Annotated in this window: 22 protein-coding genes and 1 tRNA gene; 7 read left to right on the forward strand and 16 right to left on the reverse strand. The window is 46.7% G+C overall.

All coding sequences use genetic code 11. From position 1 onward, the window contains the following. Window positions 1-93: 93 nt before the first annotated feature. Window positions 94-1,512, reverse strand: a complete 1,419-nt coding sequence (locus NSS66_RS18595) for a helix-turn-helix domain-containing protein (protein ID WP_023990020.1) — start codon at window positions 1,510-1,512, stop codon at window positions 94-96. 158 nt (window positions 1,513-1,670) lie between these two features. Next, entirely contained in the window at window positions 1,671-2,645 is a 975-nt protein-coding gene (locus NSS66_RS18600) for a LacI family DNA-binding transcriptional regulator (RefSeq protein ID WP_053325993.1), read from the reverse strand. Window positions 2,646-2,831: 186 nt separating this feature from the next. Here NSS66_RS18600 and NSS66_RS18605 point away from each other — a divergent pair, with 186 nt between their 5' ends. Further along, window positions 2,832-4,175 (forward strand): 6-phospho-beta-glucosidase, encoded by a 1,344-nt coding sequence (locus NSS66_RS18605; protein ID WP_028541535.1) that lies wholly within the window; start codon window positions 2,832-2,834, stop codon window positions 4,173-4,175. Window positions 4,176-4,270: 95 nt separating this feature from the next. Here the strand turns inward: NSS66_RS18605 and NSS66_RS18610 are convergent, their stop codons facing one another. After that, window positions 4,271-5,245 carry a nitronate monooxygenase gene (locus NSS66_RS18610; RefSeq protein WP_023990023.1) on the reverse strand — a complete coding sequence of 325 codons (975 nt, stop codon included), beginning with the start codon at window positions 5,243-5,245 and terminating at the stop codon, window positions 4,271-4,273. A 191-nt stretch (window positions 5,246-5,436) separates the two neighbouring features. Between NSS66_RS18610 and NSS66_RS18615 the strand changes: the two genes are divergently transcribed. Then, entirely contained in the window at window positions 5,437-6,045 is a 609-nt protein-coding gene (locus NSS66_RS18615; protein WP_069080426.1) for a TetR family transcriptional regulator, read from the forward strand. A gap of 122 nt (window positions 6,046-6,167) precedes the next feature. On the opposite strand, the gene NSS66_RS18620 is transcribed toward NSS66_RS18615, so the two are convergent. Beyond that, window positions 6,168-6,241 (reverse strand) — tRNA-Arg (locus NSS66_RS18620). Window positions 6,242-6,415: 174 nt separating this feature from the next. On the opposite strand from NSS66_RS18620, the gene NSS66_RS18625 reads away from it, so the two are divergent. Further along, complete coding sequence (locus NSS66_RS18625) at window positions 6,416-6,709, forward strand: DUF4870 domain-containing protein (protein ID WP_016324668.1); 294 nt, start codon at window positions 6,416-6,418, stop codon at window positions 6,707-6,709. Window positions 6,710-7,028: 319 nt separating this feature from the next. Here the strand turns inward: NSS66_RS18625 and NSS66_RS18630 are convergent, their stop codons facing one another. Next, window positions 7,029-7,388, reverse strand: coding sequence for a hypothetical protein (locus NSS66_RS18630; RefSeq protein WP_069080427.1), 360 nt, complete (start codon window positions 7,386-7,388; stop codon window positions 7,029-7,031). A gap of 163 nt (window positions 7,389-7,551) precedes the next feature. Here NSS66_RS18630 and asnB point away from each other — a divergent pair, with 163 nt between their 5' ends. After that, window positions 7,552-9,396, forward strand: a complete 1,845-nt coding sequence (asnB, locus tag NSS66_RS18635) for an asparagine synthase (glutamine-hydrolyzing) (protein ID WP_028541532.1) — start codon at window positions 7,552-7,554, stop codon at window positions 9,394-9,396. A 170-nt stretch (window positions 9,397-9,566) separates the two neighbouring features. Here asnB and NSS66_RS18640 read toward each other — a convergent pair whose 3' ends face one another. From NSS66_RS18640 to NSS66_RS18650, 3 genes are all read right to left on the reverse strand, one after another. Continuing rightward, window positions 9,567-10,199, reverse strand: coding sequence for an XTP/dITP diphosphatase (locus tag NSS66_RS18640; protein WP_013311674.1), 633 nt, complete (start codon window positions 10,197-10,199; stop codon window positions 9,567-9,569). Then, a complete protein-coding gene (gene rph, locus NSS66_RS18645; protein WP_013311675.1) occupies window positions 10,199-10,960 on the reverse strand; it encodes a ribonuclease PH in 762 nt (253 codons plus the stop codon). Before rph ends, NSS66_RS18640 begins: the two co-directional genes overlap by 1 nt. Before the next feature lie 92 nt (window positions 10,961-11,052). Continuing rightward, window positions 11,053-12,111 carry a GerMN domain-containing protein gene (locus tag NSS66_RS18650; RefSeq protein WP_023990027.1) on the reverse strand — a complete coding sequence of 353 codons (1,059 nt, stop codon included), beginning with the start codon at window positions 12,109-12,111 and terminating at the stop codon, window positions 11,053-11,055. 152 nt (window positions 12,112-12,263) lie between these two features. Between NSS66_RS18650 and NSS66_RS18655 the strand changes: the two genes are divergently transcribed. Together NSS66_RS18655 and NSS66_RS18660 are read left to right on the forward strand one after the other, a co-directional pair. Then, window positions 12,264-12,821, forward strand: a complete 558-nt coding sequence (locus NSS66_RS18655; protein ID WP_023990028.1) for a phosphatidylglycerophosphatase A family protein — start codon at window positions 12,264-12,266, stop codon at window positions 12,819-12,821. Window positions 12,822-12,878: 57 nt separating this feature from the next. After that, window positions 12,879-13,331 (forward strand): GNAT family N-acetyltransferase, encoded by a 453-nt coding sequence (locus NSS66_RS18660; protein WP_338532765.1) that lies wholly within the window; start codon window positions 12,879-12,881, stop codon window positions 13,329-13,331. A 127-nt stretch (window positions 13,332-13,458) separates the two neighbouring features. Here the strand turns inward: NSS66_RS18660 and NSS66_RS18665 are convergent, their stop codons facing one another. The 5 genes from NSS66_RS18665 to NSS66_RS18685 all read right to left on the reverse strand — a co-directional run bounded on the left by NSS66_RS18665 (window position 13,459) and on the right by NSS66_RS18685 (window position 17,742). Beyond that, window positions 13,459-14,250, reverse strand: coding sequence for an SDR family NAD(P)-dependent oxidoreductase (locus NSS66_RS18665; RefSeq protein WP_338532766.1), 792 nt, complete (start codon window positions 14,248-14,250; stop codon window positions 13,459-13,461). A gap of 105 nt (window positions 14,251-14,355) precedes the next feature. Beyond that, window positions 14,356-14,994, reverse strand: coding sequence for a TetR/AcrR family transcriptional regulator (locus NSS66_RS18670; RefSeq protein ID WP_023990031.1), 639 nt, complete (start codon window positions 14,992-14,994; stop codon window positions 14,356-14,358). 218 nt (window positions 14,995-15,212) lie between these two features. Further along, window positions 15,213-15,848 (reverse strand): NAD(P)-dependent oxidoreductase, encoded by a 636-nt coding sequence (locus tag NSS66_RS18675; protein ID WP_023990032.1) that lies wholly within the window; start codon window positions 15,846-15,848, stop codon window positions 15,213-15,215. 75 nt (window positions 15,849-15,923) lie between these two features. Further along, complete coding sequence (locus NSS66_RS18680) at window positions 15,924-16,934, reverse strand: MBL fold metallo-hydrolase (RefSeq protein ID WP_076159774.1); 1,011 nt, start codon at window positions 16,932-16,934, stop codon at window positions 15,924-15,926. A 22-nt stretch (window positions 16,935-16,956) separates the two neighbouring features. Further along, window positions 16,957-17,742, reverse strand: coding sequence for a class I SAM-dependent methyltransferase (locus NSS66_RS18685; RefSeq protein ID WP_029518353.1), 786 nt, complete (start codon window positions 17,740-17,742; stop codon window positions 16,957-16,959). 254 nt (window positions 17,743-17,996) lie between these two features. Here NSS66_RS18685 and NSS66_RS18690 point away from each other — a divergent pair, with 254 nt between their 5' ends. Beyond that, window positions 17,997-18,875, forward strand: coding sequence for a DUF72 domain-containing protein (locus tag NSS66_RS18690; protein ID WP_338532768.1), 879 nt, complete (start codon window positions 17,997-17,999; stop codon window positions 18,873-18,875). Here NSS66_RS18690 and NSS66_RS18695 read toward each other — a convergent pair. From NSS66_RS18695 to NSS66_RS18705, 3 genes are read right to left on the reverse strand one after another with little or no spacing between them, the layout of a single operon-like run. Then, window positions 18,867-19,985 carry a tetratricopeptide repeat-containing glycosyltransferase family 2 protein gene (locus tag NSS66_RS18695; RefSeq protein ID WP_340959531.1) on the reverse strand — a complete coding sequence of 373 codons (1,119 nt, stop codon included), beginning with the start codon at window positions 19,983-19,985 and terminating at the stop codon, window positions 18,867-18,869. The genes NSS66_RS18690 and NSS66_RS18695 overlap by 9 nt on opposite strands. Continuing rightward, entirely contained in the window at window positions 19,982-20,857 is an 876-nt protein-coding gene (locus NSS66_RS18700) for a class I SAM-dependent methyltransferase (protein ID WP_340959532.1), read from the reverse strand. The genes NSS66_RS18695 and NSS66_RS18700 overlap by 4 nt, the downstream gene beginning before the upstream one ends. Then, window positions 20,850-22,199: a nucleotide sugar dehydrogenase gene (locus tag NSS66_RS18705; RefSeq protein WP_209943453.1), complete on the reverse strand. Its 1,350-nt coding sequence runs from the start codon at window positions 22,197-22,199 to the stop codon at window positions 20,850-20,852. Before NSS66_RS18705 ends, NSS66_RS18700 begins: the two co-directional genes overlap by 8 nt.

The raw sequence follows: 22,199 nt of genomic DNA on the forward strand, positions 1-22,199 counted from the left end.
CTAGCCGTTTAAGCACCTCCAATTTGTACGTGAGGCGTTATTCTTTGATTTTGGTTATGCGACTGAACAGGCATTGCTAAAATAAACAAGAAGCTAGCTGCGATGACCAGCAGAATCATTTTTTTCAACATTGTCTAACCACACCTTTTCTAGTAGTTTGAAATACTCTTCCCTTGTTTCGGGAAGCGCATGTGCTTGGAAATGTGCAAAAAGCCCTGTACAGTTTATAAAGTAAGTCTCATTGTTTAGTAGGTGGGCTTTTACCAGTGCATATATTAAGTGTTTAAAGCCATCATTGTACATTCCCCGCCTTAAATAGTAATAAGCCAGTTCGTAACCAAACCATGCAAAATAATCCGGCATCACTTGTTGGGTGTACATATCAGTAGATTGTGATAGCAGAGCAAAAGAATTAATCTCCACTTCAAAACGTGAAAGGATATCATTGATATCTATTGCATATCGGTTAGCAGCAATCATAACGTTCAGCAACTTGGATAGCTTTTCATTCTCGGTAGTGATTGATGTGGATGCAATATATTCAACATAATGAGGAAGCACATTGGTATCTCCAGATAGGAGTCTATTTACAAAAGTATTACCTTCTGCCCAATGCTTGAACAAGTTGACCCAGTGTTGGGTTTCCTGGTCTGTCTCGATCACCCAATCTAAATCAGTGTAGGCGTACGTAAATTGTAATGCTTGCTGATAATCGCCTTGCGCTTCACAGACACTCGCACACAGTAAATCAGCATAGGTAATGTACACAAACATCGGGCGACTCAGCCTCTGTTCAGACTCCTCCCACTCTCGCTTTTTCTGTTGATGTTTCAAAGAATATTGGATCTCCGCTTTGGCTCTCATTTTTCGAGCAGTTGCATCGAGCTTGTCCCATTCACGCAGAGAACGATACACATTCGCCAAATCTTTTAACGCATCGAGTTGATCTATTTCATTCAGACGTTCCACAAAGGGTTCAAATCGTGTAGCCGCCTTGAGATTTCGGATCTGATTGTTCCCTACCTGAATGGTAAACAGACGATACTGACAGACAGCCAAGCGTTCAGAGTGCTGGTACTTCTCGCCTTCCGCAATCCCTTCGTAGAGCAACAATGCAGCATTGTGCTGACCTTGTGCGAATAATTTTTCTGCTGCATCAAATAACTTTGGGGAATATAGAAGGTTGTCCATAATATGTCCCACTACAAGCTGGATAGCATCCAACTTGTCCAGTTCCGCACAGCGAAACAACAACGGCTCAATTCGCCTCCAATCCGGGGAGCGCTCAATGATGTAGTTATCTATGTATAGTTCGTAAAAAAAACCCTCTGGTAGTCCCATAGCCCAAGTGATTCGATCTAGCTGATGTATCGCAACAGGACGATGCTTGGCAATCCAATTATTAAGTGTTCTTTGATGAACACCTGAATATTCGGCAAATTGTGCCAGCGTCAAATTATTTTCCCCTAAATAATCCTCTAACTTCGCCAAAATCGTAGGTGTATGTCCCAAGTCATAACCACCCTTCATACAAAAAATCCAAATTTTATACTTTCACCTCAAATTATTCACCAATTATTAACATGTGTCAACATTTTTATTCCATTATTCCTACTATATAAACTTGAATATGGTAATTAATAACCACTAACATGAAGTTCCTTTTGGAATCAGGTGGTCGCTCGTTCTACTAATTTGAATTCCAGATGATGTATCGTTTCATCCAACCCTTCAAGGGCATTGCAAATCATAATGAACGCATTCTCCGCTTGCTTGTCTATCGGATAATGAATCGTAGTTAAATCAAGCAAATGCGAGATTTCGGTGTTATCAAAGCCTACTACTGCAAAATCGCTTGGTACAGAAACACCGAGTCTCCGTGCTTCAGTCAAAAGACCTGCTGCCAAATAATCGGTAGAACAGGCAAAAGCATCCGGTCTATCTGTTTGTTCTCGTTCTGCCCACCAATGAGCTATTTGTTCACCAGCTTCTATTGAATTTAAATCATAAAAATGCGGGAAGGCCTCAGCATCCAAATCGTATTTTTCGCAAAAGTCATGATAAGCTCGAATGCGTTCTTTTGTGTTCAACCCCCGCATGCTGCCGTACACATTCACAATTTTCCGATATCCTCGGGCGTACAAATGTTCCAACGCCAGCGTATAGCCCTGATACTGATCCATAAATACAGACGGGATTGCCTCAATGTTTACACGCTGCCAGGTCACAATCGGACCATATTTTGTATAATGCTCAATCACACTCCACTCATTAACACGAATCATACAGACCAAGGCGTCCAGTTGCTTTCTCCGCAACATTTCCAGCGCTTCAAGTTCTCGCCCCTTCTCCCCATTCGTAATAAACAGCGCTATATTAAAGCCATGCTCCTGAGCATACATTGTAAATCCACGCACAAATAAACCCAATGAATCATTAAAAGAAAGTGAAATAATCCCTATGAGCTTGGTCATGCCTTTTTTTAAAGATACCGCATTTAGATTAGGAACATAATCCAGTCGGTCTATGACCTCCTGCACACGCTGTCTTGTCGGTTCACTTACATACGGATGGTTGTTAATGACACGGGACACCGTAGCCGAGGATACGCCCGCCAGCTTTGCAATTTCATGAATATTCGCCATTTTTCTCACCTCGTTCTTTCTATTTTAGCATGTTCGTGTTTAGCATGTTCGTAGTGCCCGCCCTATAATTGTCACCTTCCCAAAATAAGTTTTTTAAAAGCGCTTGACCTGTAATGCATTACAGGGATTACAGTGAATTTGTGCTTAAGAAAGCGGTTAAAAAAACATACTTAGGAGGCACTAACCATGAAAAAAGGCATAAAGATTGCAACCATTGGCGGAGGTTCCAGTTATACACCAGAATTAGTAGAAGGCTTCATCAAACGTTATGCAGAGCTTCCCATTCGGGAATTGTGGCTGGTAGATATTGAGGCAGGACGTGAAAAACTGGAGATCGTAGGCGCCATGGCCAAACGGATGGTGAAGGCCGCAGGCATTGATTGTGAGGTACATTTGACCCTGGATCGTCGGGAAGCGTTGAAGGACGCCGATTTTGTAACGACCCAATTTCGGGTAGGCTTGCTGGAAGCCCGGATTAAGGATGAAAGTATTCCGTTAAAACATGGCATGATCGGTCAGGAGACCAATGGTGCCGGAGGAATGTTCAAAGCGTTTCGCACCATACCCGTTATCCTCAGTATTGTCGAAGATATGAAAGAACTGTGTCCGAATGCATGGTTGATTAATTTTACCAACCCTGCGGGTATGGTCACCGAAGCTGTGCTTCGTTATGGTCAGTGGGATAAAGTCATTGGATTATGTAATGTTCCAATCGGCGCGATCAAGAGTGCATCGGCTGTGCTGGACAAACCGGAAGAAGAGTTGTTCTTTAAATTTGCAGGGATTAACCACCTTCATTGGCACAAAGTTTATGACAAAACAGGGGCCGAATTAACAGAGCAAGTCATTGAAGGACTGTACGCTCCTGGCGCAAAACCGGAGAAGGTCGTTGAAAATATTAGAAACATGCGCTTCCTGTATGATCAAGTTCGTCAATTGAAAATGTTGCCTTGTCCTTACCATCGGTATTACTATATGACGGATAACATGCTCAAGGAAGAATTAGAGGAAGCCAAAAACGAAGGAACTCGGGGCCAAGTCGTCAAACGTCTGGAAGATAGTCTGTTTGAATTGTATAAAGATCCGAATCTGGATTACAAACCAGAGGAACTATCCAAACGCGGCGGTGCGCATTACAGCGATGCAGCCTGTGAGATCATTAATTCCATTTATAACAACAAAGGCACATTGATGGTGGTTAGTACACGTAACAATGGTGCGATTGATGATGTTCCTTATGATAGCGCCATCGAAGTGACCAGTGTCATTCGCGCCCATGGCGCCGAACCTGTCAACTTTGGCAAATTCCCACCTGCACAGCGGGGCTTGCTGCAAGTGATGAAGGCAATGGAAGAGCTGACGATTGAAGCGGCGGTCACCGGTGACTATGCAACAGCACTGCAAGCCTTCACCCTGAATCCGCTCGTACCAAGCGGGGACATTGCTCAAACCGTACTGGATGAATTGCTAGAAGCACACAAAGAGCATCTACCTCAATTCTTTGCTCATAAGGAGAAGGCGACGGTATAAATTTATAAAACAGATTGTTCATGCTGGACGTATGAAAAAACGGTCGTCTCCCTCATTTCGGTTGGGATCACGGCCGTTTATAATGACATTAACTTTTAAACTTCAAACTTAGTCATCTTAGATATTGTTTCATGGTATCCTTCTAATACATCATTTATGATATCTTTTACACTCTTAATCTCAGTTATTAGTGGTACTATTTGTCCTACCATAACAGCGCCCTTCTCTTCAACGTCGCCTTCCAGCATCGCCTTTTTCAAAGAACTTTCAGCAACTTCTTTTAGTTTTACTGCTGCTTCTTTTTTGCTGTAATTGTTTTCAATTTCCGTCATTTCCTCTGAAAGCTTGTTCTTCAATTGTCTGCATGGCTCATCAGTAGAATATCCTGTTATCACAGTCTCCATGTCACCAGCTTTTAACATGGCATCTTTTACATTTGCATGTACTACTGTTTCCTCTGCGCACATAAAAATGGTTCCCATTTCAATGCCTTCAGCACCAAGAGCGATAGCTGCTGCCATTCCTCTTCCATCTGCAATACCGCCAGAGGCTATCACTGGTACAGATAAGCAGTTCGCTGCTTGTGGAACAAGAACCGTTGTTGCTTCATAAGTAGTATGTCCGCCACCTTCCCAGCCTTTTACAATAACTGCATCAGCCCCCGCCTTCTCCGCAGTCATTGCATCTTGAATTGTACTTGCTTTTACGATTACTTTTATTCCTAATTCATGCCATATAGAAAAGTATTTTCGGGATAACTCAAAATCAAGTCCCACTAGCGTATCTGCATATATTACTGGTGGTTTTTCCTCCGAAGCAACTTTAGTTACATGATCTAATAATTCAGAGTTCATAATTACATTGATTCCAAACGGTTTACTCGTAAGATTTCTTGTAGCAATAATCTGGTCCCTAATAAAATCTAAAGGAGCAAATCCTACTCCTAATACACCAAGACCTCCACTTTCAGAAACTGCTGCAACTAATGGTGCTGTTGAAACCCAAGCCATAGGTCCTTGAATAATTGGTTTTTCAATTCCTAAAACTTTACATAAACGATTGTTAGACATAAAAGATTCTCCTTTTCATATTGAACAAAATGGATACCATTTATACAAATATTCTTTTATATTAAGATTATAATAAAGAAAAAAGATCCAGAATATCAGTAAGGCTTACCCTGAATGTTGCTTAAACAACAGTTCTGATAGCTTTTGTTGTTTTTAATATGTAGAATTAGTGAATTGGAGTGTGACACATATTGAATGAGATAACAGACTTACGTGTTGTGAAAACACTTGAAAATATAAAACATGGGTTTGCTAAATGTATTAGTCAAAAAAACTTTTCATCTATTTCCGTAAAAGATATTACTACAACTGCAAGAATTAATCGTTCTACATTCTACAAATATTATGAAGATAAATATCAGCTAAGAGAATCATTGGTAAAATCAACATTAGAAGAACTTTCAAACAATATTAATCTAGCATCTTTTAATCTGGAGAATAATGACATCGAATCCTTGAATGCTTTAAGAAAACAACTCCAATTTATGTATGATCATAAAGATTGGTACCTTATATTGTGGAATAAAAATATGGAGTTATATGTCTATGAAGATATGACACGCATATTTGAAAGGAGAACCGGGGAATGTCTTCGTGAAAATAGCAATGGAACAGAAATTACGAAGAAGGAACTTTCAGAAAAGCAGGAGTTATTAACTCGTTTGTTTGCAGCATCTGCAATGACAACGGTTAAATGGTGGTATGAATATTCACCAAATATGACTCCAAAGGATGTGGCAAATATTATTATGGATAATATCAAATTTGGAATGCATCATACCTTTTTTCAAGCTCCATGAACATGGAATACCCTCTCCATTAGCTTCACCGGATAAAATCCACCATGTGCGCAGGTAGCGCAGCGCTTTGGCAGCACTGAAAAACAAAAAAGCTTCCTACATGTAGGAAGCTTTTTGCTATACGTCCCAGGAGGGATTCGAACCCCCGACCGACGGCTTAGAAGGCCGTTGCTCTATCCAGCTGAGCTACTGGGACAAGATAGTGATCAATAAAACCTTATGTATTCAGCGCATTGATTATTATATCACATTTCGGGCAACTGTCAAAAGCATTTTTTTATGATATAGGGAAGCTGGCTGCAAAAGGAATCATTTGGACGCTAACGGGGTATTATGTACAAAGAACCATGCATAAAGGAGGGGTTAATCCGTGAGAGGTCTTTTGTCGTCACTTTGTTATTTCAGCATTTTCTTCGCACCTTTTCTAGTGCCTGTCATTGTGTGGATTGCAGTACGGGACGAATATGTTCAGGGACATGCAAAAAAGGCTATTTTATCGCATATTTTCCCCATTATTGCGGCAATTCCGCTAGTGTATTTTATTATTACGGCGAATCATGCAGGTTCAGTGATCGGGTTTGTACTGCTATTCGTAGTGGTCTATCTCGGGGTTTTTGTTTATAACATCTACAAAGGGATTATGACGCTGCGTGAAGCGGCTTAGTTCAAAAAGAAGCCTCCTGCATACCGCAAATTTGGCGGGATACGGAGGCTTCTTTAGGGTCATTTTTGATGAGTTGCTGTTGCTATTTAGTTCAATGGCTGCTTATTTATTCCCAAAGCGTTTAGGACTTTTCCGTACTTCATGTCTTACGTTTTTCTCCAGCACTTCTTCCGCGAACTCATTGTTATGAATATAACTGCTGCCTTTGTTTTTCTTATACTTCGCTTTGCCGTCTATGATTTCCCCCTCCTTTCACGCTGATCCGGCGATGGCGCCGGAGCCCAAATCAACAAAAGCCGAGGCATAGCACACCATATCCTCATGCCCCGAACTCCTTGGCGAACTCTGTACTGAGCTGCCCATAGGAGAGCAATTCTTTTTTAAACTTCTCTCGCTCCTCACCAGCAGTAATGTGTGTAGAGTCGGTAAAAGCCTTGTCTGTCACTTCCTCAAATGCCGAATGCAGATTATTGTCGTACCAATCCAGCTCCAGATCGGCGTCATTGCGGATGATCCGTACCATGTCATAGTCATGCTGACCATCCGTCTGATCCTTGACCGTGATATAGACCAGCAATTCCGGGTCATCTGCGGCACCGGGCCGCACCTCTACCTCAGCGCAGCGCACTCCGTCAAGTTCAGTGAAGCGGCGTATTTTGGCATCCTTGATGTAGTACATGGTCTCCCTCCTTCCTTGCGAGTAGACGGGTTTCCCCATCTGTAGTTTTCGGAACGGACAGACATTTTATGCTTCTTTTCGGCATATATACTGATGAACTGGGGATTTAGTTTTTGATTCATTCCAACACTGGATGAACACGACAAAGAGAGGATGAACAGACATGTGCGGAATTACAGGTTTCATACAGTGGAACGGAGACTTAATGCATCAATCTGAGCTGCTGCTGAATATGACACAAACGCTCTCCGATCGCGGACCGGATGCTGCGGGTACCTGGATATCCAACCCGTGTGCCTTCGGACACCGAAGACTGAGCGTAATGGACCCGGAAAATGGCGCTCAGCCCATGATCCGGCAGCTGGAGGATATCACTTATACGATTGTATATAACGGGGAAATATATAACGCGCCTGAGCTGAAAAAAGAGCTGCAACAGCGCGGGCATTTTTTCCGTACACAATGCGACACGGAGGTGCTGCTCGAATCCTATATCGAATGGGGCCCTGAATGTGTGGATCGGTTAAACGGCATTTTTGCGTTTGCGGTCTGGGATAGCGAGCGGGAGCAGGTATTTCTGGCACGGGATCGGCTGGGAGTGAAGCCGTTATTTTATAGCCAAACCGAAGAAGTATTCGTATTTGGCTCAGAACCCAAAGCACTGCTTCAGCATCCAGCAGTAGAAGCAGCAGTGGACGCCGAGGGATTGGCCGAAATTTTTATCATTGGGCCTGCACGTACCCCCGGACACGGCGTCTATTCGTCCATGAAGGAGCTACGTCCCGGGCATACGCTAACCTACACCCGCGACGGCGTGCGCATTCAAGCCTACTGGAAGTTGGAAAGCATTGCGCATGAGGATAACACCGAAGAAACGGCGCTCAAGGTACGAGAACTGTTGCTGGATACGGTGGAGCGGCAGCTCATTTCGGATGTTCCAGTGTGCACCTTATTGTCTGGCGGGCTGGATTCAAGCGCTCTATCCGCATTAGCTGTCGATTATTATAACCGTACCGGGCAAGGACAAGTTCATACGTATTCGGTCGATTATGTGGATAACGACAAGCATTTTAAAGCCCATGCGTTTCAACCCGGAGCCGATGCCCCCTGGATTCAGCGGATGGTGGATGAATTAGGGACAAATCATCACTGGATTGAATTCGATACGCCAGAAGTCGTAGCAGCTCTGAACAACTCCACACTAACGCGGGATTTACCCGGCATGGCGGACGTGGATTCGTCGCTGTATCTCTTTTGCCGGGAGATTAAAAAAGGAGCTACGGTCGCTATTTCCGGCGAGGCTGCGGATGAAGTTTTTGGCGGATATCCATGGTTCCACCGGGAGGATATGCTGAATTCGGGTACATTCCCGTGGGCAGTTGCACCCGATATGAGAGCCAGTCTGTTGTCTCCCGAGGTACGGGACTGGATCAAGCCGCTGGAGTATTTGAACGATCGCTACTCAGACGCGGTAGGAGAAGTGCCGAAGCTACCGGGGGAAACAGGAAAAGCTGCGCAAATGCGCGTCATGTCCTATTTGAACATCACCCGCTTTATGCCTACTCTACTGGATCGCAAGGATCGGATGAGTATGGGAGCTGGACTCGAAGTGCGGGTGCCATATTGCGATCATCGACTGGTACAATATGTATGGAACATTCCGTGGAGTATCAAGATGACAGGCGGACGTGAAAAAGGAATTTTGCGCAAGGCGCTGGAGGGCGTATTGCCGGATGATGTGCTGTATCGCAAAAAAAGCCCATATCCCAAAACGCATAACCCTTCCTATCTTGAGGCTGTGAAAAAGCAGGCGTTGCAGCTGCTGGATGATTCCTCTTCCCCACTGCTCAAGCTGATCGATGCGCAAAAGGTACGCGATATTGCCGCCTCACCGGAGGCATCCACCAATCTGCCTTGGTTTGGTCAGCTGATGTCGGGTCCCCAGTTGTTTGCCTACTTGGCTCAAGTGGATAACTGGTTGCGCACTTACAAGGTAGCTATTCGATAAGCTACACTGAATGCTGGAGCAATAGAGCTTCTAAGCGGCAGCGGCAATTTTTCGCTGTGTACTATATGGGGAACAGAAGGTACCAAAAAGGCTATCCGCAGCTCATGACTGACGGATAGCCTTTTTTTTCGTTATGTGAATGGGGGGATGATTTCGCCCCTGTTACCAAGCTATGCCTGTGGATTACCCAGCTTTGTTGCCAAATCACGCAGAGCTATTCCTCGGTGACTGATAGCCTGCTTTTGTTCCAACGTCAGCTCGGCCATTGTCTTTTCAAACTCTGGCAAATAAAACAGCGGATCATACCCAAACCCGCCGCTACCGGCGGTTTCAGTAGTAATCCAGCCCTCCACGGAGCCTGTCGATTCCAACGTCTCGCCAGTCTGCGGATTATACAGAATCAAGGTACAGACGAATTGAGCCGGGCTTAACAAAGGCTGTCCCGTATCATCACCCAGCTGCTTCGATTCCAGAACGTCGAGCAGCTTAATATTGTTTTCGTGATCGCTGGCACCTTCTCCAGCATAACGGGCAGAGTATACCCCCGGTGCACCGTCCAGCAAGTCCACACAGAGGCCGGAATCATCGGCCAGTACGGGCAATCCGAGCACATCTCCAACCGCTTTGGCTTTTTTCAGTGCATTTTCGGCAAAGGTTTTGCCATCTTCAACGACATCAGGAATGTCGGGATAATCGTACATGCTTCTGACTTCCTTGCCAAACGGCGCAAAAGCATGGGCAAATTCCCGCACCTTTCCTTTATTTTTCGTAGCGACAATGACGACCGGGCCATCCAGCCGCATTAGGCGCCAGCTCCTGTACGTCCAGCACCGATCTTATCAGCAATCGGTCCAAGCACTTCTTTTTGGCGCTCAATCATTTGCAGAATCCCTTGTTCGCCCAAGCTAAGCAGTTGATCCAATTCGTTACGGTCAAATGGGCTTTCTTCACCTGTACCTTGCAGCTCAACATATTTTCCGCTGCCAGTCATGACAAGATTCATGTCCACTTTGGCCTTGGAATCCTCTTCATAGTTCAGATCCAGCAATGCTTTTTCACCAACAACCCCTACGCTGACGGAAGCCAGGAAATCGGTAATTGGAAAAACAGGCAGCTTGTGCTGGGTGGCAATTTTATTGACCGCAATCGCCAACGCTACGAAAGAACCGGTAATTGAGGTTGTGCGTGTTCCGCCGTCCGCCTGAATGACGTCACAATCCAACGTAATCGTCCGTTCACCAAGCGCCTGCAAATTGACCACCGAACGCAACGCTCTTCCAATCAGACGCTGAATTTCCATGGTACGGCCTGTCAGCTTGCCACGCGCTGCTTCACGCTGATTACGGCTATGAGTCGCACGCGGAAGCATGGAATACTCTGCGGTTACCCAGCCTTTTCCTTGTCCCTTCATAAAGGGTGGTACGCGTTCTTCTACAGTAGCCGTGCAAATGACTTTCGTCTCGCCAACCTCTATAAAAACAGAGCCCTCCGCGTATTTATTTACTCCTGCTGTCAATTTCATCGGGCGCAGCTCATCACCGTTTCGTCCGTTAGATCTACTCATGCTTTTTCCTCCTACGTCGTATGCAACCTGTTCTTATATGTTTATTTTACCAAAGTGTGCAGGCAAAAGCACCCCAAGGACGATTCCCGCCCTTAAAGAGGGATTTCGTTAATATGTTGCGGCTTGGCTACAGGCTCTCCATAATTTTGATTATTTTGTCCAATTACGCTTTTTTCACCATTTAGTTCAATCCGAATTTTTGTTTTGACCGCATCATCTGAATTGTCTGCCGCTGTCAGCACAACCGATTCCAAAAATTCAGCAGGCACAGCTTCTCCTTTAGCAAACATATCATCTGAAAGAGATACCGTAATTACGTTGTCTTTGGAGCGTTCTACCGATTTCAGCGCCGTCTCCCCTGTCATCACTTCTTGTAACCCATCCTTGGTCTGCGGTCCTTGAATCAATTGATGCAGCGCTGACTGGACACGATCTTTTTCAGGGCTGACCAACCGTGTTACAGGTACGTAGTATTGAACTCCAGCAGGAGAAGATGAAGAGAAATACACGGTGACTGGACTGGAATCCAGGGGTGTTACGCCATGACCAATCTCCAAATTAATACCTACTGCACGCGTCAACGGATGATCCAGCGGTGTGCCGCCAACAGGCATTTCGTTCAGTTTTTTGCCATCCACCCAGATCTGTACGCTCTCAATATCGGGACGGTCGGTCAGGGTCCAGGTCAAACTCTCCATTAATTTTCGTTCTTCCTGTGGCTTATAGTTGGCGAAAGATTTATTGAACTCGACAACAGCCAGCTTGTTGTTCTTGTCCACCGTCACACTTTTCACTTCTGTACCCTGGGGTATTACCCCTTTAAATCCCTCTGGTAATAATCCAGCATACGGCCCGCCCTCAACCAATGTTTCCAGCGCTGACTTGGCATCTGCCTGCACATCACCTGTAGCAATCGGTAAAGATACCGGGGCCAGCAAACCGTTATGATCTTGCAAAAAAACAGCTCTCAGTTGACCTGTACTGGCAGGTGCTTTTCCGGTTACAGCCTTAATCATGGACTGCTCTGTCGTGGACGGCGGGGGGTCAATGGATGCCGATTCGTTGCCGAAAAGGCTGCAGCCCGACAACAACAGGGGTAGGGATAGCAGTCCAGCTACAGAGGTCATACGCCATGGGTGTTTTATATTCATAAGTGAAGTTCCTCCCTAACAATTTTGTACAGATTGTACTAATATGTATACGAGCCTCGCGTAAAAAATAACTACTTTTTCAGCAGACTGGACACACTGGTCATAATTGCAGTAGAAATCAGGATCTATACGAGGAGGGGAACTTCAACTTTATGGACAAGAAAAAAGCACCTTACAGCCTGAATAGTAAAAAGGTAGCCGATGCCACCCGCGAGTTGCTGCACAAGCGTGGTGTGAACCTGACTGAAATTGCAGAACTGGTCATGCTTTTACAAAAAAAATATTACCCGACCCTAACGATGGAAGAATGTATGGAGAATGTGGACAAGGTACTGATGAAGCGCGAGGTTCAAAATGCCGTGCTCACGGGCATCCAACTGGATATCCTTGCTGAACAAGGCGCTCTTCTTCCCCCATTGCAGGACATGATTGAGAATGATGAGGGATTATACGGTGTGGATGAAATTCTGGCCTTTTCCATCGTAAATGTGTACGGCAGCATTGGATTTACCAATTACGGTTATGTCGATAAGCTCAAACCGGGTGTGCTGGAACGCCTGAATGATAAAAGCCTCGGGCCGATCCATACGTTCCTAGACGACATTGTGGGCGCTATCGCAGCTTCGGCCAGCAGCCGCATCGCCCATCGCAAACAGGCAGAGCGCGAGCAGGAGCTTGGGGAAGAAAGTGCACCGAATACAACACGTTAAATAACAAACAACGCTTGGAATACAACAGATATATACAGGGTTAGAGGAGAACTAGACATGGCAAACGTAACTGAAGGATATACATTCCGTACGATGCAGGCTGACGATTATGATCAGGCCATTGACCTTTGGAATGGCTTAGACGGATTGGGATTAAGCGAGGCCGACTCACCGGAGCGGATTGCACGCTTTTTACAACGGAACGAAGGACTTAGCTTTGTCTGTGAGCATGATGGAAGCATCATAGGCACGATTTTGGCGGGTCACGATAGTCGCAGGGGGTTTCTGTATCATCTGGGTGTAGCCACAGCACATCGTGGTCAAGGGATCGCGCCCAGACTGGTGGATAAAGCGTTATCTGCTTTGCTGAGAGAAGGCATTGATAAATGTCATCTGTTTGTGATGGAGCATAACGCAGGGGGTCAACGCTTCTGGTCAGCTAATGGCTGGGAGAAACGGGATGGAATTTTACTATATTCCCGAGAACTAGAACTAGGATCTAACGCTTGATCTATACAAATAGGAACACCGGGTCTGATTCAAGTCAAGCTATAAACGATCAGACCCGGTGCATAAAACTCACAGCTTATTCATTGGAATTCTAACATTTCAAGCTCAGATTACCTTTATTCATAAATTACAATCCATTTTGTGGACGCAGTGCACGTTCTACAATTCCCAGCGTGGATTGACGAGAGAAGAACCGGGACACCTGAGCTACCCAATAGTTTTGGCGACCGGAAATGATGTGACTACGCCCCTTTTCAAATGCTCTCAACGCGTTCTTCACAACGGTTTGGGGAGTTTCCCTAGTTCCAATTGACGCTTCACTTGCGCCAACAATATCAAAAAACGGCGTTTCCGTTGAGCCTGGACAAAGGGCCAGAACTTTAAGCCCCCGTTTCCGATTTTCGGCCCATAGCGCTTCAGTAAAAGAAAGCACAAATGCTTTGGTTGCTCCATACACCGCCATATAAGGATCGGGCTGAAATGCAGCTGTGGAAGAAACATTGATTAATCCACCATCCCGCTTACGCAATAAATCAGGCATAAATGCATGTGTGATGTCGACTAAAGCAGCCACATTGAGCATCACTTCCTCATGCTGTCGTTCTCCTGAAACCTGCTCAAAGTATCCATAGGTGGCAAAACCCGCGTTGTTAATCAAGAGATCTACCTTTAGCTGTTGCTTTTGAACCTCCTGATGCAATGCTTGGGGTGCTCCTGGTGTGGAAAGATCCAACGCAATCACCGTTGCTTTTACGTTATATTTAGCTGAGAGTTCTTTAGCCAGTGTCTTTAATTTGGTTTCATTGCGTGCTACCAAAATGAGATTACATTTCTTAGCTGCGAGCGAATAGGCAAAGGCCTCGCCAATACCGGATGAAGCCCCTGTGATCAGAGCTATTTTATTTGCGTACATAAACATGATGACAACCTCCATAGTATTGTTGTTTTATTTAAGAAACATCGTTACCACTACTCTATAATGAACTGAAGTCATCTACTATGACGACCTCAGTACACTTCATATTTACGATGGAGATGAGGATGTTTTAAATGCTACGAGCGCATTCTTCAGTGTAAATGCATACACTCCTTGAGCCATATCTACATCTGAAAAATGACCTGCAAACTGAAGATGTATGACTCCATGTAAAGCAGACCAAAACATCCGGACAACCAGCAGCGGATCATGTTCTTTCAATGCTCCCTGCTCCATAGCGTGTATGACGGTTTGCAGGATTTGAGACAGGGCCGTTGTGGTACCCTCCAAGCTCTGTTCATCCGGCTTGAAATCAGATAATGCCCCGCCAAACATCATTTTGTAATAGGCTGAATGAAGCTGCGCAAATTCCCAGTACGCCCAGCATAGAGCTTCAAGATCAGCGAGTACGCTTTCGGTAACGGGTACTTGCTGAAAGGATTCAGCCAATAGCCGACATCCATCCAGGTACATCTCATTGGCAAGACCATCCTTACTGCCGAAAATACTGTAAATAATTTTGGTGGAACAGCTTAATTTCTGCGCAACTCGCCGCACGGTCACGGCCTCTGGCCCTTCTTCCGCAAGAAGGATACATGCGGCGTCAATGACATTTTTACGGAGCAATTGCTGCTGCTGTAGCTTCACTTCCGAATAGGTTTTATAGGGATGCGATGGCTCGGTCATGATTGAATGCACTTCCTTTTGCTTATTAAAAACTGTTGCTTGATGCTACTATAATAAATTAAAGATCTACACAAGATCTCAGGAAACATTGTTTCTGTTAAGAACCATAGTATTCTAAGCCTGAGTGTTTGTCAAATAAAAAAGAACGCAATGAGTAGGTACACTTACCGCGCTCTGGTTGAATGCTTAAAAATGAAGCTATGTTTGGCGTTCCACGATCAGTAGGCAATGCCTACCCGTGTACGGATAAATTCGTAACTCTTGCATTGACGATAGGTAAAATCAGCCGTATCCGCGGTGGTAATTTGTGAGCCACCTTCAGGCAAAAAATCTTTTTCCACGCGATAAATACCTGTCCGCGCTCCATCCGGCAGATAGGTTGGACATACGATTGTCCAGTCTAGTGGCGATTCATGCAGCAATTCGTACACTCGTCGATGTTCCTCGGCTGCACGAGTGCTGCGTCGCCGGGTCTCGGAGGACTCGTACCGATACAGGTCCGGTTCGGTCCGGCTTTGCAAAATCCCTGCCGTTCCTACTGTAATGAGCCGGGAAATGGACTGCTCCTGCATGAGCCGGACCAGCAGGGCTATATTAACGGATAAGGTAGTCGTTCCATCCGTATTCAGCGCACTGATTACAGCCGTCGCCCCACCCTTCAGCGCTTGTGCTACGTCCTCTGCATTAGTGGCATCGCCTTGTACGATTTGCAGCTGATTCCCGTACCCGGGTGCGAAATCCTCCAGCTTATCCGGTGAACGAACAAGGACCGTAACGACATGACCGTCCTCTAATGCATAATCTAATATGTACCGTCCTACGCGTCCGGTAGCTCCCAGCAGCAGCAAATTCATAAAATCCTCTTTTCCGGCATGCATGCCGCTTGTCATGTTGCTTCGTCATGTCACTTGTTGGGTAGTTTTCCGCGACTATTGACGGCAAAGGGGATAGAAGCGCGTGATTGAGTCCGTCTCGCTCATAGAGGCCCGTTCACGGCGCACCAGCTCCACCAGATGAGCCAGCGTCTCGGACATGGCAAACCTTAGCTGGTGAATACCCAGCTTGCCACCAAACATGGCAATGCACAGCTCATAGGCTGTGCTGCCCTCCGGTTGGATCAGCTGCTGGAATTTATCCAGCCGTTCTTCATGATGCGCCAGCAACGCTTGCGTCCGCTCCCGAAAATAACCAAACGGATTGCGGTGCCCCGGATATGCCCACGCTACCTCCAGCTCGCCTAGACGCTGCAAGCCGTCTACATAAGACCTCAACGGCTGGGCATCGCTGCCCGGCAGCAGACTGATATTAGGAGAAATCTGCGGCAAAACTGCGTCACCGCAGAAGATAACGCCGCTATTCGGGTCATATAAGGACACATGTCCAGGCGCATGCCCTCCTGTCTCGACGGGCAGCCAACTGCGTCCACCCCATTCCAGACGAGCGTCCATTCCGGTAGGAATAACGGTAATCTCAGGCTGTGGATTCACTTGCAAATAAGCCTGCCGTATATGTAATTCCAAGGCCGACACTTGCTCCAAAGGAAAGCCATGCTGGACAAAAAAGCTGGGAAGCCTGTTCTCCATTGCGACCGTCGATTCTGGAGCGTCCCACATCATCATCGCTTCCTTATGGCTTCGGGCTGACATATGTACACGAGCCTGACTTTGCTGCTGCATCCAACCCGCCAATCCGTAATGATCGGGGTGATGATGAGTGACCACAATGTCCGAAATATCCCCAAAGGACATTCCCAGCTGTTGGAAGACATGCGCCCATTCTGCCTCGGTGTCCATATTGCGCGGCCCCGGGTCTACAATCGTAAAACCGTGCTGTCCCTTGAGCACATAGCTATTCACCCAGCGCAGCGGAAAGGACATGGATATTTTGACCTGAAAGCCTCCGTCTATTCGCTCACACGGTGTAAGCTCTGGCATTTTCATGGCTTCCACCCGCCTTTCTGTTTCAAGCCCGCACGCCGACAAAAATCATTCGAGGCGAAGCATCTTCAATATATTGATCTTCATTATAGCTTCCGTGTACCTGCTCTACAGATAGTCCGGCTTGCTCTAGCAATCCACGAAACTTCTCATATGGATATAGCTTCACTCGTTCATGATACACGCGCGCAGGTTCTCCCTCAGTAGGAGTCGTGCCCAGAGCAGAGGCTGCCTCAGTGCCCGTAACGGATGCAGCTGACCGAATCGCAATTTGCTTTTTCACAAATCCATCTTCAATGACCCGATGCTCCTCAATCCAATTCCCTTCATCCTCCCGCGACGAATGCGGTACCAAATGAGCGGCTACGTAAGCAGGGTTCAAATAATCTATGATAAAGCGTCCTCCCGGCTTCAACAGCCGATATATTTCCTTTAGTACTTTAAGCTGCTCCTCATCCTGTTCAAAATAACCAAAGGAGGTGAACAAATTCATCACCGCGTCATAGCTTTCATCCAGCGGCACCTCTCTCATATCCCCTTGATGCCAACTTACCCGCCCTTCGGAATCTGCTGCACGAGCTTCTCTCAGCAGCACATTGGAAAGGTCCACACCTGTCACCTGATAACCTGCATCTGCGAGCGCAAGCGAGTGACGTCCCATCCCACAACATAAATCCAATACGCTGGAGCCTTGCGGTAATTTGAGCCAGGAGATCATTTTTTGCACTTCCTGATAGGCTCCCTGAAAGTCGCGATGCTTGTATACCAATAAATAATCTTCCCCAAAGCTTTGCTCGTACCATTCTGCCATATCGTTTCTCCTCCATGAACTCATTTCGCTCTATTACATACTATATTAGCTTTTTCAAACTGGAAACTCAAAAGCATTACGAATAAGGGTTTTGCAAAATCCTCAATAAGGAAACATGTTACAATAACCGTATTTGAGCTTAAATATTCATAGGAACTTCATACCAACTTCATGTGATTCACCCCATTTTATCATTAAAATGATTCATGGGAACGCCTTTCGAAGTTTTCATGAAGGAAAGGAGCGGGGAAATTATGATTCAAATTGGACTTACGGGTTGGGGCGATCACAATGACTTGTATCCAACGGGTACCAAAGCTAACCAAAAACTAAGTATCTATGGAAGCCATTTTCCGGTAGTAGAAATGGATAGCTCTTTCTATGCGGTGCAGCCCACAGATCGTATGGCACGCTGGGCGGCGGAAACCCCAGACTCTTTTTCATTTCTCGTCAAAGCCTATCAAGGCATGACTGGACATACCCGCGGCAAGCAGCCTTACTTCAAAACAATAGATGCCATGTACGAAGCACTGCATGCATCCATACAGCCTCTACGCGAAGCGGGCAAGCTTAAAGCCGTACTGTTTCAGTACCCACCCTGGTTCGACTGTACACGTGAGAATGTCGCTGTACTGCGAGACACGAAAAAAAGGATGGGAGAGGTCCCATCCGTACTTGAATTCAGACATCAAAGCTGGTTCACACCCGATTTTCGGAAACAAACGCTGGCATTCATGCGTGAAGAAGGCTGGATACACAGCGTATGCGACGAGCCGCAGGCGGGACCGGGGTCAGTTCCCATTGTGCCGTTGGCTACAGATGGTAATCTGACAGTCGTACGTCTCCACGGACGGAACATATCGGGCTGGAATCAAAGCTCCGCGCCTAATTGGCGGGAGGTTCGTTATCTGTATCGGTACAATGAACAAGAGTTGACCGAATGGAGAGACAGATTGCTGGAGCTGGAGCAGCAAAGCCGTGAGGTGTGCGTTATTTTCAACAACAACTCAGGTGGAGACGCCGCTGCTAACGCCAAGCAGCTCATGACCATGCTTGGCATGGACCCTAAACCTTTTCCACCTCGCAAGCCACCCGAAGAGGATAACGGGCCGGAACAGCTTGAACTATTTTGAGGAACGGGCTGAGGGTGAGGAGTTGGAAATAGCCTCCCTGAGCTTGCGTTCGTTATCCAGTAAATGCGGGTCGTTAGGTAAATAGCGTAAAGCGGTTTGGTTATGCTCATACGAAGCGTCCAGCTTACCTGCATGGGCGTAGCAATGGCTGAGCCGCACATGAGGTAACCAGGAGTAGCATGGCAGCGGAACAGGTCGCATACCCGGAAGCTGATGCTGTTGCTCCAATGCCTTTTCATACCAGTATGCGGCAGTGCTCCATTCGTTTCGTGTGAAAAACCAGTCACCGATCATGCAGCACAAGTCTGATTGCGGTACACCGTATCGAAAGGAGCGTAACAGACTATCCAGCTGTTGCTCCGGCTTCCCGAGGTGAAGATAGCATTCCGCCGAGCGCGCACAAGCGGTAATCCTCTCCTCCCGGTAGCCGCTCGGCTCCTCCAACAGATGATTGAACGCCTCTGCCGCCTCGGCATATTCTTTACGGTCAAAACATTCATTGGCATGCAAATACAGCAGACGCCCCTCCAGCTTGCCGCTTTCGCTGATCCACCTGGCGAGAATACGTTGATTACGGAGCGTGTGGTCTTGCATTCGGCGGTGTGTGACTGCCACATCTGAATGAACGATTTGCCCTTGAGGTATCACCAAATCCTCATGCAGACGTCCCTCCCAGCGATATTGTCGCTCACGCTTCACGAGACGGATACGGCGTGAGGTGAACAACAGTTCACCCTGCTCCCCCTCTGCCAAATGAAGTGGCATTACCACTGCGTCGATATCCATAGACAAACGCTGCTTCAAGGCACGCAGGCGCTCGCGGTCCGGCTCCAGCAGCACATCGTCCGCATCCAGCCACATGATGTAGGAACACGTCGCCTTGTCAAACGATTCATTACGGGCGGCTGCAAAATCATCCTTCCATTCAAACGTATAAAGCCGATCCGTATAGCAGGCTGCTATTGTCTTCGTCTGATCCGTCGATCCCGTGTCCACAATGATGATTTCATCCATTAGGTCTGCGACCGAATCCAGACAGCGAGCAAGTATCTGCTCCTCATTTTTTACGATCATGCACAAGCTGATGGTCGTCATTGGATGCTCAGTCATGACTTCACGTCATCCCCTTTACCTTTGGCTGAATCTGTGTTCGTTTTTCCGGTAGACTCGCCATCAGTATATGCACCTCTCCTTTCAGCCTGCGTCTTGTCTGTCTGTTCGACACGTGCATACCTTTCCAACGGCAAAAGTTGTTCCTCCATATGCCGGATTCGCTGTACCGCCTTGTCGAGTGCGGCCTTTCGCTGATTCATTTTGCGAACATGCTGCTGCTCCACCAATCGAAATTGTTCCTCGTCCAGTTTCATCCACTCATTCAGATGCGCTACCTCTGGTTTGACCTCACGCAGTTCTTTCGACTTCTTGCGGCCTGCAAAGCACAAATATTTGTGATGTACCTCCAGCGCTTTTTCATCAAAATAAGGATACAACACACGGGAGAGGCTCCCAGCATAGTAAGTCCGCTTGTGATCATGGAAAGGATGGTATCCATAAGGTACAGACAAGACGAGCGTTCCCTTTTTATTCAACAAGCGGTAAGCATGAGCCAGCAGGGTGTCGGGATGCGCAAAATGTTCCAAAATCTCCCCTAAAATAATGGTATCAAATCCACCGGGAGGACGCTCAAATTGTGAAATGTCCTTTAACTGAAAGTGGACTCTTCCCCGGACTGGTGCGGATTCCTGACGAAGTTCTTTTTTTGCATAAGAAATGCTGCCCTCTTCCAAATCAATAGCCGTTACCTCAAAGCCTTCCCGTCCAAGCAAAATGGACGTTATCCCCTGACTGCACCCAACATCCAGCACGGTACGCCCCTGTACATGGCGGCAAATCCAGTGAATTCTATTGCGGGTGGCTTCATGAGATTCCTCCGAATTGATCTGCCCGTAATAACGTTCGTTTACCTGATCACGGTTAGCCAACAGCGGCGCCCCCTCCATCACCGGGATGCCCCAAGATCACGACATGTCCACCTGTACAATGTGCGGTCGCATTACGTGTATCGAAAACCAGCGGGGCATGGTCGACCAGCTGTTGGTAATCCACCACAGAATGGTCTGTCGTGATGACTACGATATCTGCACTTTCCCATAGCTGAGCATTTGCCGTTCGAGATGGGATTGCTTCACCGTTCAGCTTAAAGCTCGATACATATGGGTCGGTGAAGCTCACCGAAGCTCCCATTTTTATTAGATGTTCAAACAGGACAAGAGCTGGGGATTCCCGAACATCATCAATGTCCTTTTTGTAGGCCACACCTGCCAGAATGATTTTGGCTTTGTTTATGGCTTTACCTTTCTGAGCGAGCATGGCTTCAATTCGCTCCGCAATATACAGCGGCATACGCCGATTCATGCGATCTGCCAAGTCCACGAATTCCAGTGGAAAACCATGCTGCTCGGATTTCCATGACAAGTATAGCGGATCAACCGGGATACAGTGCCCCCCGATGCCAGGTCCCGGATAAAAAGGCATATAGCCGAATGGCTTGGTTGCCGCTGCATCCAGTACCTCCCATATATTGATGCCAATTTTCTCACAGGCGGCTGTCAGCTCATTGACCATTCCAATGTTGACGCTACGGAACGTATTCTCGAACAGCTTGGCGGCTTCCGCCACGGTTGTCGAGCTGACTGGAACAATCTGGTCCAAAAAGGAGCCATAAAAACCCACTCCCGCTGCCAGACAATCCGGCGTGCAACCGCCGATCACCTTGGGTGTGTTGCGAATATTAAAATGAATGCTGCCCGGATCAACACGTTCCGGTGAAAAGCACACATAGAAATCCTTACCTACCGTCCAGCCCCTGCGCTGCTCTATCACCGGCCGAATCAGTTCCTCGGTCGTTCCCGGATAGGTGGTGCTTTCCAGAATCAACAGTGTTTGTCTACGCAAATGAGGTATGGCCTGATCAATAGCCGTTTCAATATAGGACGTATCCGGCTGATGTCCGTCTGTCAGCGGCGTAGGCACACAAATCACGACGATATCCGCATGCTCCAGCACCTTGATATCCGTAACTGGATGCAATTGCTGCCCGATCAGACCTTCCAATGCATCATCGCCAATGTCTATGATGTAAGACTTTCCTTGAAGCAGCTTGGCTACTTTGACAGGATCGGAATCTACACCATATACATCATAACCAGCCTGTGCCATTTCCACTGCCATGGGCAGCCCTACATAACCGAGGCCGATTACCGCAACCTTTACAGTTCCTTTAGTTATTTTTTCCATAAGCTGCAAAATACCCACCTCTTTCAT

Origin of the sequence: Paenibacillus sp. FSL R10-2748, from assembly GCF_038005565.1 — a bacterium.
Taxonomy (GTDB): domain Bacteria; phylum Bacillota; class Bacilli; order Paenibacillales; family Paenibacillaceae; genus Paenibacillus; species Paenibacillus polymyxa_B.